This window comes from Bifidobacterium simiiventris (assembly GCF_019331715.1).
Classification (GTDB): Bacteria; Actinomycetota; Actinomycetes; order Actinomycetales; family Bifidobacteriaceae; genus Bifidobacterium; species Bifidobacterium simiiventris.
Genome location: NZ_JAHBBG010000017.1, coordinates 26,780 through 43,370, shown reverse-complemented (window position 1 = coordinate 43,370; position 16,591 = coordinate 26,780). Strand labels below are relative to the sequence as shown.

4 protein-coding genes are annotated in these 16,591 nt (G+C 63.0%); all 4 read left to right on the top strand.

The genetic code is table 11. The features are described 5' to 3' along the window. The first annotated feature begins 385 nt into the window (after positions 1–385). The 4 genes from KIH76_RS10950 (at position 386) to KIH76_RS10935 (ending at position 15,662) form a co-directional block, all read left to right on the top strand. The gene (locus tag KIH76_RS10950; protein WP_214374783.1) at positions 386–1,513 is read left to right on the top strand and encodes an ABC transporter ATP-binding protein; all 1,128 of its coding nucleotides are present in this window, start codon (positions 386–388) and stop codon (positions 1,511–1,513) included. 158 nt (positions 1,514–1,671) lie between these two features. Next, positions 1,672–3,096, top strand: coding sequence for a DUF4032 domain-containing protein (locus tag KIH76_RS10945; RefSeq protein ID WP_219070698.1), 1,425 nt, complete (start codon positions 1,672–1,674; stop codon positions 3,094–3,096). A 555-nt stretch (positions 3,097–3,651) separates the two neighbouring features. Next, the gene (locus KIH76_RS10940) at positions 3,652–11,163 is read left to right on the top strand and encodes a Cna B-type domain-containing protein (protein ID WP_219070696.1); all 7,512 of its coding nucleotides are present in this window, start codon (positions 3,652–3,654) and stop codon (positions 11,161–11,163) included. Positions 11,164–11,273: 110 nt separating this feature from the next. Then, the gene (locus tag KIH76_RS10935) at positions 11,274–15,662 is read left to right on the top strand and encodes an InlB B-repeat-containing protein (RefSeq protein WP_219070694.1); all 4,389 of its coding nucleotides are present in this window, start codon (positions 11,274–11,276) and stop codon (positions 15,660–15,662) included. Positions 15,663–16,591: the final 929 nt, after the last annotated feature.

The window sequence follows — 16,591 nt, the reverse complement described above, 5'->3', positions numbered from 1 at the left end:
GGTGGGGAAGGGGTGGACGTGGTGGTGAGGGCGGCTGGGTGTGGTGATGGGGCGGCTGGGTGTGGTGATGGGGCGGCTGCCGGGGCGAAGGACGATCCGACAGCCGCGGCGAATTTGTTCGACGATTGGACGAAATGCGGAATCTCATCGATGAGATTACAAAAATGGCGGAAACACGCCGAAACACACCGTTGACGGAATGCACTCGGCGTGTATAGTAGAGCTTGGCTCAGCGAAGAGATCTTCAACGAACCGAAGATAACTGAACGCCGCGGTTTGGGACTTGGCCGATGTGGGAAGTCGCGAACCAACGCACAGTGACAAACCCAACATCCCTTTACAACGGATCGTGAGACACGTACCTGTCTCTGAAAGGATAAACATCATGGCAGAAGTCGTTTTCGACCATGTTACTCGTATCTACCCGGGCAACGACAAGCCCTCCGTGGATGATCTGAATCTGGATATCAAGGACGGCGAGTTCCTGGTGCTGGTTGGCCCGTCTGGCTGCGGCAAGTCCACCACCCTGCGCATGCTCGCTGGCCTGGAAGAGGTCAACAAGGGCCGCATCCTCATCGGTGGCAAGGACGTCACCACGATGCAGCCGAAGGACCGCGACATCGCTATGGTGTTCCAGAACTACGCTCTGTACCCGCACATGACCGTGGCCGACAACATGGGCTTCGCCCTGAAGATCGCCGGCACTCCGAAGGACGAGATCCGCAAGCGCGTCGAGAAGGCCGCCGAGATCCTCGACCTGACCGAGTACCTCGACCGCAAGCCGAAGGCTCTGTCTGGTGGCCAGCGTCAGCGTGTCGCCATGGGCCGTGCAATCGTCCGTGAGCCGAAGGTCTTCCTCATGGATGAGCCGCTGTCCAACCTCGACGCGAAGCTCCGTGTCCAGACCCGTACCCAGATTGCTGCTCTGCAGCGTCAGCTGGGCGTCACCACCCTGTACGTGACCCACGATCAGACCGAGGCTCTGACGATGGGCGACCGCATCGCCGTCATCAAGCTCGGCATCCTGCAGCAGGTCGGCGCCCCGACCGAGCTGTACGATCGCCCGGCCAACGTCTTCGTCGCCGGCTTCATCGGCTCCCCGTCGATGAACCTGAACACCCACCCGGTGGTCAACGGCAAGGCGAAGATCGGCGAGGACACCGTGGATCTGCCGGCCGAGGCCGTCAACAAGCTGACCGCTGAGGACGGCGGCAAGATCGTCGTCGGCTTCCGTCCGGAGGATGCCTCCCTGGCCACCCCGGATGACCCGAACGCCTTCTCCCTGAAGGTTGTCAACGTCGAGGATCTTGGTTCTGACGGCTACATCTACGGCAACATCATCACCGATGGTTCCGCCGCGGAGGCCTCTCAGGTCATGTCCGACCAGAACAAGCTCACCACGATTCGTGTGAACCCGCGTGCGCTGCCGAAGGTCGGCGAGACCGTCAAGATCAAGATCGACCCGTCCAAGATGCACCTGTTCGCTCCGTCGACCGAGCTGCGTCTGAACTAGTAGATACTTGGTACGGAGAGATAACCGTACCAACCATTAAACGAGGCATTCTCTTCCTCTCTTAGGCCTCGTTGGAAAGGCCCCGCGTAGTAGCGGGGCCTTTCTTGTACCTGGGCCGCCCGCAAGCCGTTCCGCCTGTACAAGTACGATGGAGTGCTATGGAAGTTAACGATTTGTCCCAACTGGACCCGCGCGCCCTCAAGGCCACATCCGTCAAAGCCGAGGATGCGTCCGCCGAAACGCCCGAGCCGCAGGCGCTGAAGATCACCGCCGCCAGCTCGAACCCGAAGATGTTCACCCTGCCGTGGGAGAAACCGCTCGCCACCTGGCCGGCCGAACTGCTCGCCAACCTGCCGCGAGGCATCTCCCGCCACGTCGTGCGTTTCGTGCACGTGGGCGACGAGGTGTACGCGATGAAGGAGATCACCCGTCAGGTGGCCGAGCGCGAGTACGAGCTGCTGCGCCGCCTGCAGAAGCTTGACCTGCCCACCGTCCAGCCGATCGCGGTGGTCACCGGCCGCCACACGCACGACGGCGAGCCGCTCGAGGCGATCCTCGTCACCAAGCATCTCAAGTTCTCGCTGCCGTACCGCGCGCTGTTCGCCCGCAACCTGCGCCCCGACACCGCCGAGCGTCTGATCGACGCGCTGGCCGTGCTCATGGTCCGCCTGCACCTTGCCGGCTTCTACTGGGGCGACGTCTCGCTGTCGAACGTCCTGTTCCTGCGCGATGCCGACGCGTTCTCCGCGTTCCTGGTCGACGCCGAAACCGGCGACCTGCACGTCAACCTGACCGAAGGCCAGCGCGAGTACGATATCGACCTCGCCCGCACGAATATTATCGGCGAACTCATGGATCTGTCGTCCGGCCGGCTGCTGCCGAGCGACGTCGACGAGATCGAGGTTGGCAACCGGCTCGCGGACCGCTACCACTCGCTGTGGAGCGCGCTCACGGACACCGACAAGTTCAACCCGGACGAGATGTGGAAGATCGAGAAGCGCGTCAACAAGCTCAACGAGCTCGGCTTCGACGTGGACGAGCTGGAGATGAAGACCGCGGAGGACGGCAAGCGCGTGCTCGTGCGGCCGCGCGTGGTCGACGCCGGCTATGCGTCGCGCAAGCTGCTGCGTCTGACCGGCCTCGACGTGCAGGAGAACCAGGCTCGCCGCCTGCTCAACGATCTGGATGCGTACCGCGCGTCGACGTGGCGTGAGGGTGAGGAGCTGGAGATCGTGGCGACGGATTGGATGCGTGAGGTGTACGAGCCGACCGTGCGCATGATCCCGCGCGAGTACCGTTCGCAGATCGAACCGGCGCAGTTCTTCCACGAGGTGCTCGACCACCGCTGGTTCCTGGCGGAGAAGGCCGGCCACGACGTGCCGATGGCCGAGGCCGTGAAGAGCTACATCGAGAACGTGCTGCCGCAGTACAAGCTCGACAAGAAGGACGTGGACGCGCTGAACGCGGAGGCCGATTCCGGCGTGGTGGACGACGAATACACGTACAACGAGAACCGCGGCGGCTACGACGACGACGGCTACAACCCGGACGACGACCCGGACGCGGCGGTGTGGGCTCACTGAGTTGTTGGACGCGAAGACCAGTGGACTTCGCGTAGGCGAGCCCTGAGGGAAGTTCGGTGAGCCTCACGCAAGCGGACCTGAGTCCGTGAATGCGTGTCATTTCGACCGATCGAAGCGAGCGGAGAAATCTTCCGATCCTTGGTGATGTGGAAGGTCTCTCCGCTCGTTTGCGTTTGACCAGATGCGCGAATGGGCGCGAGGACGCGTGAAGGAGCGCGGTGAGACGCGACACGCGGTCGTGTCGCGATGCGTGTCGCGGGGATGCGTTACGCGATGCCTACGTTCGCAATGGTTGGAGCGCTATTATGCAATTGCAGCAAGTACTGCAAATGACAACATTTGCAGATCGGCGGAGAAGAGGGGTATACTTCGCCGTAAGGCCATAGGTGGGCCTTGGAGACGCTAGAGCAGGCACAATGCTCAACGGAGAAGGTGCTGTAGGGAGCAGATATGACGAAGTGGAAAGCTCACAGGATGTGGCGATCAATTCTGCAAACGATTGCAAAAAGCTGGCGTAACTTCGATGGGAAGCCAGTGCAATCATTGGCAGTACCTGTGTCATCACCCCATGCCGCAACGTACTTTGCGTCCACCGTTGCGGATCCCGTATCAACAGGCGATCCTGCCCGCCGCGCTGCGGCATCCTCCCTATCGTCAACGATCCCGTCCGTCGCCACATCCCGTAACGGCTTCTCCCGCACCCGCACCCGCACCACAGCCACCCTGCGCACCGCGGCCATCCGCGCCGTCGCGCTCCTCGTCGCCCTCGCCACCCTCCTCGCCGGTGCCATCGTCACCACCGACACCGCCTACGCCGCCAACACCTACGACCTGAGCGGCGACCAGCAAAACTGGGTCGACAAAAACTCCACCTCCCTCATGATCGGCGGCAAGCCTTACACCACCGGCATGAAGGTCAACTACGGCGACACCGTCAAGTTCGAGCTGCACTGGAGCGTGCCGAACAACTCCGAAGGCGTCAGCGGCGGCATCAAGCAAGGCGACACGTTCACCTACGACCTGCCCAAGGGCATCACCTTCAAAAGCGGCGAAACCTACCCGATCTACGACGAAAGCGGCGTGCAAAAGGGCACGTTCACCATCAACGGCAGCAAGATCGTCGCCACCTACACCAGCTCCGACACCACCACCGGCAACGTCAAGGCCTACGTCACCGCGGAAGGCACCATCCGCCAGTCAACCGACACCGACACCGAAGGCGGCAAAACCTCATTCGAATTCCCCGGCTTCGGCACGGTCGACGTCGACGTCAACCCGGTCCATTCGGTCAAAGCCATCAAAAACGGCGCCGTCTCGACCGACGACCCGACCGTCTTCTACTACGTGGTCGACGTGACCTCCACCGGCACCAACACCAACGTCAACCTCAAAGACACGATGGGCAACCTGCTCACCCTGCTCAACGACGCCGACCATCCGATCGAGATCTACAAGAACGCCCAGCTCACCGAAAAATACGACGGCGGCTGGAAGGCGTCCGATATCGGCGCCCACGGGTTCACCGTGAACATCGACCAGATGGCCGACGGCGAGACGGTGCGGCTCAAGTACTACGTGAAGATCGACCGCCCATCAGTGATCGACGCGACCAAGAAAGGCGAAGCCGAACTCATCAACAACAGGGTCGTCTATCACAGCGACGAGGACCTGACCGACAAGGAAACCAACAAGAAGCTCGAGATCAGCACCAACTGGTACGTGAACAAGGGCGGCACCACGAAAGTGGATCCGACCACCGGCAAGTCCGTGATCGAATGGAAGGTCATCATCGGCGGCGGCGGGGACACCGCCGGCAAGGTGACGGTCAAGGACATTCTCGGTGACGGACTCAAGAAGCCGGACCCGAACAGCACCGTCACGATCCAAGGCATTGAAAACGACTGGAACAATCCGGCGACCACCAAGACCGTGACGTGGCAGGAGCTCGAAAACGGCACCGCCGTGCTGCCGACGTATCCCGGCGGCAAGGCGTACCCGGTCTACCAGATCGTCTACCAGACCGAACTGGCGACTGAACCCGGCGTCGGCAAAAGCGAAAAGTACGGCAACAGCTTCGAAGTGACGCCTGAGGAAGGCAAACCGAGCAGCGGCGGCGGCACCGTAACCGTGACCCGCAACAGCGTCGATCTGGCGAAGCAGTACGTCGACACCGCCGCTGACGGCAAAACCATGAGCTGGCTGACCACGTTCACCGCGCTCGAAAAGCTGCCGGCCAACCAAGTGCTCACCGACACCCTCGACAAGCAGCAGGACGGCACCATCGCCGGCGACTTCCAGAAGATCAAGCTCGGCTCGATCAAGCTGTACACCGATGCGGAACAAAAGCAGCCGTACGCGTCCTCGAACTACAAGATCGTCCTCGCCAAGGACCGCAAGTCGTTCACGATCACGTTCAAGAACGCACTGGACAAGGGCACGAAGATCTACATCGCGTACCAATCCGTGATGAACGCCGGCGTCAGCGCCAGCGAAACGTTCTACAACACCGCCAACTTCGCGGGCAAGGACGTGACCGCCAGCCACACCAACCAAGTCGACAACCTCACCAAGAGCAACAACTACCAGTATTACGACCCGACCGCCGGCACCGACAACCAGCCCGGCGGCAACAGCGGCAGATTCCGCTGGCTGCTCACCGTGCACGACATCGCATCCGGCACGAAGTCGGTGAGCATCACCGATACGCTGCCTACGAACAATCCCGGCAACGATTCCGGCAAGAAGACCGTCAGGCACATCTACATCTCCGGTTCGGCGCGCGCGGTCGACCCGTCCGGCGTGCAGGTCGACGGCATGACGGCGACCGACAACGGCGACGGTACGGTCACGTTCACGATCACGCCGGGCACGCCCGCGTTCAAGGCCGCGCAGACGACCACCGGACTGCGCATCATCTACGACACGACGTTCGACGGCCTGATCGGCGTGCCGGAATGGGACCGCTACACCAACAGCGCGAAGATCACCATCGACGGCAAGGAACAGCGGCCGGACACCGCGACCGAATACGGCACCCCGCCGAAGATCCTGGTCAAGAACGGCACGTATTCGGCAGCGACCGCGCCGTACATCAACTATTCGATCAGCGTGAACCCGACCGCGGCCCAGCTGAACAAGGGCGAGACGCTCACTCTGACCGACACGCTGGGCGAGGCGCTCGCGTTGCGCATGGACAGCATGCGCATCGTCGACACGAAGACCAAGGCCGACGTGGCCGGCGCGTCGTATGCGTACGATCCGACGACTCGCACGACGACGTTCAAGATACCGGACGGCCGCGCGATCACGATCGAATACAAGGCGAGTGTGCTGCTCAAACCGGGGGAGTCGTTCACCGGCGACCTCGGCGCCAACAAGGTGGTGCTCAAGGGCAGCGGCGTGGGCGAGACGACGTCCACGCACACGCAGACTGGCGTGGTGCAGAAGGCGCTCGGCGGCATCTCGTCCGAGAACAACGCGCTGCAGATCTACAAGTACGCGGACGGCGACACCGGCAAGCCGCTGAACGGCGCGGTGTTCAAAGTGGAACAGCTGTCGATCAACGCCGATTCGCAGGCGAGCGGCAAGACGTGGACGTACGACGCGTCCAAGTCCACGACGGTCACCTCGAACCTGACCTCCGCCGCGAACGGCTACACCCCGACGGTGGCGCTCAACCCGGACATCGTGTATCGCGTTACCGAAACGAGAGAGCCGGAGGGCGGCTACCAGGAGATCGACACGAACAATCCGCCGGCGTGGTACGTCGTGTTCCCCGGCAACGATCACATCAAGGACGGTACGTACGACGGGTTCTACGACGGTGTGACGATCGACGGTCACTCGCTGATCAAGTCGATGACGACGATCGCGTCGACCGACAAGGACGGCAACGTCACGAGCAAGCCGATCGTGCTGCAGACGTACATGCTGCCGGTCAGCAACCAGGGCCAGGTCAAGAGGAACTTCACGCTGTTCAAAACCGACGAGGGCGGCACGCCGCTCGCCGGCGCCGAGTTCGAGCTGACGAAGGACGGCGACGCGAGCTTTAAGACGCAAGAGTGGAAGGCCGACGGCAAGACGTCGCACACGTTCGAGAACCTCACGCCCGGCACGTACACGCTCACCGAAACGAAGGCCCCGGACGGCTACGAGACGGCCAAGCCGGTCACGATCGTCGTGACCGACGCCGGCAAGGTGATCGTCGACGGCAAGGACGCGGCGACCGGCGAACCGGATGCGGACGGCAACAAGCAGAACGTCGTGATTGTGGCCGATGCCAGCAAGACCACGAAGATCCGCGCCACGAAGATCTGGGACGACGGCGACGGCCGTGATGGTGGCCGCGGAACCGTCACGTTCCAGCTGTGGAAGAAGATCGGCGACGGCGAGGCGACGCATATGACCACGCGGGACGAGGTGATCCGCCCGAGCGCGGTCGGCGACGACCTGACCGTCGAGTGGGGCAACCTGCCCGTGATGGAGCAGGGCAAGGCCGTGACCTACGAGGTGCGCGAGCAGTACCAGAAGGCCGAAGGCGACGCCGACAAGACCGAGTACGAGCTTGGCACGCCGGCCGACTGCACCGACACCGACGCAGACAATGTCACGCACTACTGCGTCACCAACAAGCACACGCCCGCCGTCACGCAGATCACGGTCGGCAAGTTCTGGGACGACGTTAACGATGCCGACAAGCTCCGCCCCGGCGACGTGAAGGTCCAGCTGTACGCCAACGGCAAGGCCACCGGCAAGACGGTCACGCTCAACAAGCAGAACGGCTGGAAGGCCACGTTCGAGAACCTCCTCAAGTACGAGAACGGCAATCCGATCTCCTACACGGTGAAGGAAGACGACGTGCCGAGAGGCTACACCGTGGCCGTCACCGGCAGCGCGAGCACAGGCTTCGTCGTGACCAACACGCACCACCCCGAATCCAAGGAGATCTACATCTCCAAGCGTGACTTCGGCGGCGCGGAGATCGCCGGTGCGTCGATGCGCATCACCGGCACGCTCGCCGACGGCACGACCGCGGGGCCGATCATCTGGACGACCGAAGCCGGCAAGTCGCAGCCGGCCGAACTCAAGCCCGGCAAATACACGCTGGAGGAAGTCACGGCTCCGAACGGCTACCGCATGGCCGATCCGATCAAGTTCACCGTCACGCAAGACGAGGCGACCGGCAAGCTCACCGTCACCCGCGACGACGGCAAACCGCTCGACGGCAACACGATCGTCATGACCGACGAATACCAGACCCGCCGCGTCACCGTCTCCAAGCACAGCCTGACCGACGGCGTCGGCGAAATCGTGGGCGCGAAGCTCACGATCACCGGCACCACGCTCGCCGGCGAGGACTATTCCTTCTCGTGGACGACCGACGGCACGAACAAGCTCATCACGCTCAACCCCGGCACGTACACGCTGCACGAAAGCGAAGCCCCGGCCGGCTACCGTCCCGCGAGCGACATCGTGTTCAACGTCAACCTCGACGGCACGGTCACGATCAACGGCGAGAAACAGGACAACAACACGGTCGTCATGATCGACGAGCCGGATGAGACGAACGTGACCGTCTCCAAGGTCGCCGTCTCCGGCACCGCCGAACTGCCGGGCGCCGAATTCAAGCTCACCGGCACCACGTTCGAAAACGACGGCGTCGAAGAGACGTGGACGTCGAGCGCGGACGGCCCGAAGTCGTTCCAGCTGCCGAACGGCACGTACAAGCTGGAGGAGACGAAGGCCCCGGCCGGCTACGATCTGATCGCCGAGCCGATCGAATTCACCGTGCACAACGGCAAGGTGATCATCGACGGCGTGGCCCAGTCCGGCAACGTGATCCGCGTCGAGGATGCGGTCAAGCAGTACGTGAGCATGTCCGTGCGCAAGCGCTGGGAGGACCGTCACGATCAGGATGGCAAGCGCGGATGGCTGACCGTGTACGCGCTGCTGTACCGCAACGGCAAGAAGATGGCCGATATCGATACGACGAACGCCGACCAGTACCGGGTTAAGTTGAATGACGGCAACCACTGGGCGCACGACTGGACCGATCTGCCCGCGAAGGACGATCAGGACAACCGGTACGTCTACACCGTGGACGAGGAGCTCGTGCCCAACGATGATGCGCACAAGGGCGACGTCGACGAGTACCACAACTCGATCAGCAAGAAGCCCGGTCTGAACGGGTACGAGTTCACGATGACCAACATCCACCAGCCTGACTCGACCAGCATCGAGATCGCCAAGCACTGGGACGACGGCGACGATCAGGACGGCCTGCGGCCGGACGGCATCGGCATCATCGTGTACGGCGACGCAACCTGCAAGGTGCCGGACGAGAACAACACCGAGAAGGAGCAGACCTGCTCCGACCAGCTCATCACCACCACGCTCAAGCCGAACGGCAACGGCGAATGGAAGTGGACGCTGGAGAACCTGCCGAAGAACAACGCGGACGGGCATCCGTACACGTATCGCGTGGTCGAGGACCCGATCAAGGGATACAACGGCTACGACGAGAACGGCGAATGCACGGCGGCCGAGACGGACGGTACGACTGACGCCGACGGCAAGAAGGTCTGCGCTCCGGTGATCGAGGCCATTGCGGCTGGTGGGAAAGGCAACGAGAGCGGCAAGTTCGAGCTGTTCACGATCACCAACAAGCACACGACCGCAACCGTGGCCGTCACGGTGAACAAGCGCTGGGAAGACCAGCAGGACTTCAACGGCCAGCGGCCGGATTCGGTGACGCTGTGGCTGCTGTCGAGCGTCTGGACCGGTTCCAACGGCTGGCCCGTGCCGCAGTATAACGCGAGCGAGAACGACACGTGCGCGTCGACCAACAAGGATATCTGGGGACGCAGCTGCATCGTGCTGACCAAGGACGACGCGAAGAAGATCGCGGCGTCTGATGGCTCGGCTGGTACTGCCGCGGATTCCGACACGACGGATGGTTCCGGTTCGTCCCAGACGACAACCGACCCGGACGTGTGGACGTACACGTTCAAGAACCTGCCGAAGTTCTACAAGGGCCAGCTGATCCGCTACAGCGTGACCGAGCAGCGCGTGCCCAACTACCAGGCCACAATCACCGACACCACCGGCCAGGCATTGGCGGAGGAACAGGCTCAAATCGCAGATTCCGCATCGTCTCAGTCGAGCGATTCTTCCACCTCGTCGTCCCAGTCGAGCGATTCCTCCACCCTGTCTCGGTCGAGCGGCTCTCCCATTTTGTCATCTCGACCGAGCGAAGCGAGCGGAGAGATCTCTACCGAAGATTTCTCGACTCCGCTGCGCTCCGCTCGAAATGACATGGAAGAAGCTGCGTCTGTCCAAAATGACATGGAAGAGGATGCGTCCGTCTCGAATGGTACGGAGGCAAACGCTACCGATACCGGTACTGCCGAGACGTCAACGCCCACGACCCCGACCGTCAATGCGTACGATCTGACGGTCACGAACACGAACCAGCCGGACACGACCAGCATCAACGTGCAAAAGGCGTGGAACGACTACGGCAATGCGGAAAGCAAGCGGCCGACCGACGACAACAACCAGCCGGTCATTTACGTGCAGCTGTACCAGTGCCAATTCGGCGCCGCGGACACGGTCGCCGGCGACTCGACGACCGACTGCAAGACCGGCAGTCCAACGACCAGAACCGGGCTGTCGACCGACAACATGATCGCGCTCGGCGCCCCGGTCGCGCTGAACGAAACCAACGCATGGTCGCACACGTTCAACGACTACACGGACAAGAACGGCGTGACGCATAAGCTGAGCGCACGCAAGACCTACGTCGTGCGCGAGGTCACGAAGAACTCGGACAAATCGTTCAGCCTCGTCTCCTCGCTGCCCGGCTACCAATCGCCGATCATCACCGGCGATCAGGACACCGGCTACACGATCACCAACACGATCATCCCGACCCTGCCGAACACCGGCGGCAACGGCATCGTCCACACCATGCTGATCGGCTTCGCGATGATCGTCCTCAGCGGCGCGTTCTTCGCCCGCCAGTACGTCAGCGGCACCAAGCACTCCAAGAAGGGAGGCTCCCGATGATTCGGAACGCTCACAAGATTTCTGGTCCTCGGCCCTCTCGGCTGAGGGGGCTGGCAGCGAAGCTGACTGGGGGAGCGTCAAAGCTACTCGCCCTATTGCTAGGAACGGCAATGGCGCTCAGCACCGCTGTAGCTGCGCCCTCCACCGCGCTCGCGGACGACTCCGCATCCACCTCCACCACCCAGTCCACCGCCAAAGACCCGACCAAAGCCCAGTCCGACGTGACCGTCATCGCGTTCCAGCAGTCCTGGAACACGATCGCCGCCGAATGCAAGGCCACCTACGGTCCCGAAGGCGTCGGCTACATCCAGATCTCCCCGCCGGAGGAATCCGTGCAGGGCACCCAGTGGTGGACGGTCTACCAGCCGATCAGCTATTCGCTCAACTCGCGCTTCGGCACCGAAGACGAGCTGAAAAACATGATCCAGACCTGTAATGCGCAGGGCGTGCAGATCATCGCCGACGTGGTCCTCAACCACACGTCCGGTCACGATGTCGCATGGGTCGACGACCAGTACGGCGTGGCCGGCAGCGCGTACAACGGCACGTACGGCCGCTATCCGAACATCGGCGACGGCGTCTACCAGTACGAGGAAAGCGGCAACAACCACCAGTACGGCCTCGCGTCCGGCGACTTCCACTCGTGCCGCACGAACATCGCCGACTACACGAACGTGACCGAAGTGCAGGAATGCCGACTGTCGACCATGTGGGATCTCAACACCGGTTCCATCCACGTGCAGAACGTGCAGTCCGACTACCTCGCCAAACTGTGGAACCTCGGCGTGCGCGGCTTCCGCATCGACTCCGCGAAGCACATGAACGTCAACGATTTGAAGGCGCTCAAGGCGCGTCTCGCGGCGAAGATCAACGTCAAGGCGTCCGACATCCCGTTCCAGCAGGAGGTCATCTACCACGACGGCGAAGCCAAGGAGCTTGCGCCGACCAACTACACGGTCAACGGCGACGTGACCGAGTTCTCGTACGCGTACCAGCTGCGGCAGGATTTCAACAGTGACCTGACCAAGCTGCAGTACATCAGCAACGGTCTGCTGCCGAGCGACAAGGCCACCGTGTTCGTGGCGAACTGGGATAGCGCCCGCGGTTCGGAGACGCTCAACTACGCGTCCGGTTCCAAGTACGAGCTTGCGAACGCTTTCATGCTTGCATACGATTACGGCAAGCCGAAGATCCTCTCGGACTACTACTTCACGTCCGACAACAGCGACGCCGGTCCGAACGGCACCACCGACACGCGCGTGCCGGACGTCGACTTCGACACCGCATGCACGGCGGCGGGCAACGGGACCTCTGTGGCCGCGTCGTCCCTGGCCGGCCGTCAGCAGGGTGACTGGCTGTGCCAGCAGCGTTGGACGTCGATCCGCGGCATGATCGGCTTCCACAACGCGGTCGCCGGCACGTCCGTCGCGAACTGGCAGAACCCCGGCACGAACAACATCGGCTTCTCGCGCTACGACGCGGAAGCCAAGCGCGACAAGGGTTTCCTCGCGATCAACAACACGCTGCAGGAGCATGAGGAAACGTACCGGACGAGCCTGCCCGACGGCACGTACTGCAACGTGTACACGTCGAACGCCACGTGCGACAAGATCGAAGTCAAGGACGGCCAATTCACCACGACGATCGGCAAGCGGTCAGCCGTGGCGATCTACGACGGCATGACCGCCGACAAGTGGGTCGGCTACGGCGACAAGGGCGCGGTCGACTCCGGCTACGACGATCAGCCGAGCACCGGCCGCATCGGCGACACGTCGCTGACGATCTACTACAAGCCGAGCACCGACTGGGGTGACAACGTATACATCCAGTACGCCGCCGGCAACGCGCTGCTCAACGATGAACCGGTTCAGATGACCAAGTCGTCGCAAACGTTGTCCGGCGAGTCCGGCGACTGCTCGGGCGCGGACGGCTGGTACCAGATCACCATCCCGAACATCAACACGCAGCGCGTGCGCTACCGGTTCACCAACAGCAAGACCGGCGGCAACGATGCGGCGTGGGACTACCAGGACGGCATCAGCAAACTGTACGAAACGGCCGTGGGCACCGCGATCATCGCGGTGAACAACCACGACGCGACGATCGGCATGCCGTTCGCCTGCGTGGCGCCGAGCAAGACCACGTTCACCGTGCACTTCGCGCCGAACAGCGACGCGCAGAAGAACGCGACCGGCGTGGTCGTGTGGGGCAAGGACGTGTCCGGCAAAGAACTCGCCGAAAAGTTCTATCCGTTCGGCGCGACCGATGACGACGACGGCAAGCGCATGGAAGTCACGCTCAACGGCGACTACACGACGCTGAACTACCGCATCGTCGGCTCCGCGAACGATATCAAGACGCCGGTCGACGGCACGAACGCGACGTATACGGCGAGCGTGCTCGGCAGCAGCGACGGCAACGACATCGACGGCAACGCCATCGTCAAGGTGCGCGGCTCGATCGAATCGTGGGTCGAGGGCGCGGACGGCGTGAACGGCAGCGCATACGACTCGTCGTACGAGTCCCGTCATCCGACATCCAACCCGCAGCCGAACGACGTGAAGAATCCGAAGCGGCTCGCCATCACCGTGCACTACATGCGCGCGGACGGCAACTACCAGCAGTTCGACCTCGATTCGGACACATGGCAGGGCTGGGATCTGTGGACGTGGTCGCAGGAGTCGGCCTCCGGTGCGGCGCGCAGCTTCACCTCGCACGACGACTACGGCATGGTCGCGAAGTACACGCTTGACGCGACCACGACGGGCAACCGTTCGCCGAAGTTCATCCTGCGGCAGGGCGGCGACTCGTGGTCCGGCAAGGACCCGGGCTTCGGCGACCCCGACCGGTACCGGGACAAGGATCGACTCATCCCCGAATCGGCCATCCATGTTCCGGCCGGCAACAACGAAACCGGCACCGCGGAAATCTGGCTCGTCAGCGGCGACCCGACCGTGTACACGCAGCGGCCGGGCGTGGTCGGCGTGACGTTCGAGACCGGATTCAACTGGGTCGTCAGCCCGCAAGCCGTGCGGATCGGCGGCAAGGTGACGCCGGTCGCCGAGAACCAGACCCCGAAGCGCGACGGCTACTTCTTCCGCGAATGGACGACCGACGCGGCCGGTCAGCATCCGTACGACTTCAGCACGCCGGTCACCGGCCGACTCAAGCTGTGGGCGCAGTACGACAAGGGCAACCTCGTCACGTTCGACACGGGCATCAACTGGAACGTGTCGTCGCAGACCGTCAGGAGCGGCGAGACCGTGTCTGCTATTGCCGAGATCCAGGTGCCTCGCCGGGACGGGTATCGTCTGGTCGGCTGGAGCACCAGCTCCGATCGCAAGGTCGCCGACTTCACGATCGGTACGACTCCGGTGAACCGCGATCTCACGCTGTACGCGGTGTGGGAGAAGCTCTCGTACACCGTGACGTTCGATACGGGCGACGGCGGACCTGCGGTGGACTCTCAGTCCGTTGCGTACGGCGACAAGGTCGCGGAACCTGATCCGGCTCCGACGATGAACGGCAAGCAGTTCCTCGGCTGGACGACGAGCGCGGACGGCAGCACGCCGTACAACTTCGCCGCTCCGGTGACCGGGCCGCTCACGCTGTACGCGAAGTGGGGCGAGGCCGGTGTGACGTATCATCTGGTCACGTTCCGCATGAACGTGGGCGAAGATGAGTCCGCTTCGGTCAAGTCGGACATCCTGCAGTGGGTCGCGGAAGACGATGCGATTGCTGCGCCTGATCCTGCGCCGACGCGCGAGGGGTACCGTCTTGACGGGTGGACGAAGGATGCGATGGGCAAGCAGCCGTTCGACTTCACGAATGCGGTGATGGGTAAGGACGACCTCACGCTGTACGCCAAGTGGGTGCAGGTGTGGACGGTGTCGTTCGACCTCGCCTACGAGTGCACGGCTGCGGGCGACGGCTGCGAGGCTCCGGCTCCGCTGACCGTAGACAACGGGTCTGCGGTGGCGAAGTCGGCCAAGCCGGCCGATCCGGTGCGCGACGGTTACACCTTCGAAGGCTGGTACACCGATGCCGATCTGACCGAGCCGTTCGTGTTCAAGGGCGAGTCCGGATCGGATGGCTCCGACAAGCCGACGGTGGTGGAGGGCGACCTCACGCTGTACGCCAAGTGGGAGAAGGCCGGCAAGGTGTGGACGATCAAGTTCGACTTGAACGGCGGCAAGGCTCCTACGGTGGGCGACGGCGTGACGGCCGAGGACATCGCCACGTTGAAGCCGCAGCAGGTGTACGACGGCGAGAAGCTCGTCAAGCCGACGGTCAACCCGGTGCGTGACAACTGCACCTTCCAAGGCTGGACCACCGTGCGCGACGACGCCCTCGCCTCGGTCAAGGACGAAGCCTTTACCGGCGGCAGCGCCTTCGGCTTCCAGTGGAACGAGGAGACCAAGCGGTTCGAGAGCATCATCCCGATCGACCGCAACGGCACCCTCTACGCCCTCTGGTCCGAGAACTCGGCCACTAAGTAGCGGAGTCTGCCCCATCCCGATAGGCAGCGGCATACCTCTGGGCGATACCCCTTCTCCGGGTGTTCCTTTCCCGGCGCGCCTGCTCCCGGGCTTACGCCCGTTTCCCGTCCTCCATTCGGCCGTATGCCCGGGAGGTGAGCCCTTCCTCCCGGGCATATGGCCGGTAAAGGCCGCAAAACCGGCCGTATGCCCGGGGGGTATGCCGGATTCCCGGGCATACGGTCGGCAATGACTGTAAAACCGGCTGTATGCCCGGGAAGCGCGTCTGCGGGCGCCCGCTGCTCCTTCGAAGCGTGCGTTTCTCCCGGGCTTGCTGCCGGTTTGAGGGTTGAAAACGGCTGTATGCCCGGGGAAGAGGTGGTTATGTTTCCGCTCGCGGCGTGTGTTCCGTTCCTTCCCGGGCATACGGCCAGTAACAGCCACACAACCGGCTGTAAGCCCGGGAGCTGGTGCGTTTCTCCCGGACATATGGCTGGTAAAGGCCGCGAAACCGGCCGTATGCCCGGGAGGGTGTGCCGGGTTCCCGGGCTTACGGCCGGTTTCGACTCCTAAAACGGCCGTATGCCCGGGGAGTGCGTCTGAGGGTGCCCATGTTTCCCTCGAAGCGTGCGTTTCTCCCGGGCTTGCTGCCGGTTTGAGGGTTGAAAACGGCCGTATGCCCGGGGATGGGTGGTTGTGTTCCCCGTGGTGGGTGTCCCGTTCCTTTCCCCCGGGCATACGGCCAGTACGGACCGTAAAACCGGGCGTATGCCCTGGAGTCGGGATTATCTTCCCGGGCATATGGCCGGTAAAGGCTGCAAAACCGGCCGTATGCCCGGGAGGGTGTGCCGGGTTCCCGGGCTTACTGCCGGTTTCGACTCCTAAAACGGCAGTAAGCCCGGGGCGGGGAGAAGCCCCGGTTTCTGGGCATACGGCCGGTCTGAAGATGC

Excerpts from the sequence above, each read along its gene's own strand:
- KIH76_RS10950 (WP_214374783.1), top strand. The coding sequence starts at position 386 with ATGGCAGAAGTCGTTTTCGACCATGTTACTCGTATCTACCCGGGCAAC.
- KIH76_RS10945 (WP_219070698.1), top strand. The coding sequence starts at position 1,672 with ATGGAAGTTAACGATTTGTCCCAACTGGACCCGCGCGCCCTCAAGGCC.
- KIH76_RS10935 (WP_219070694.1), top strand. The coding sequence starts at position 11,274 with ATGGCGCTCAGCACCGCTGTAGCTGCGCCCTCCACCGCGCTCGCGGAC.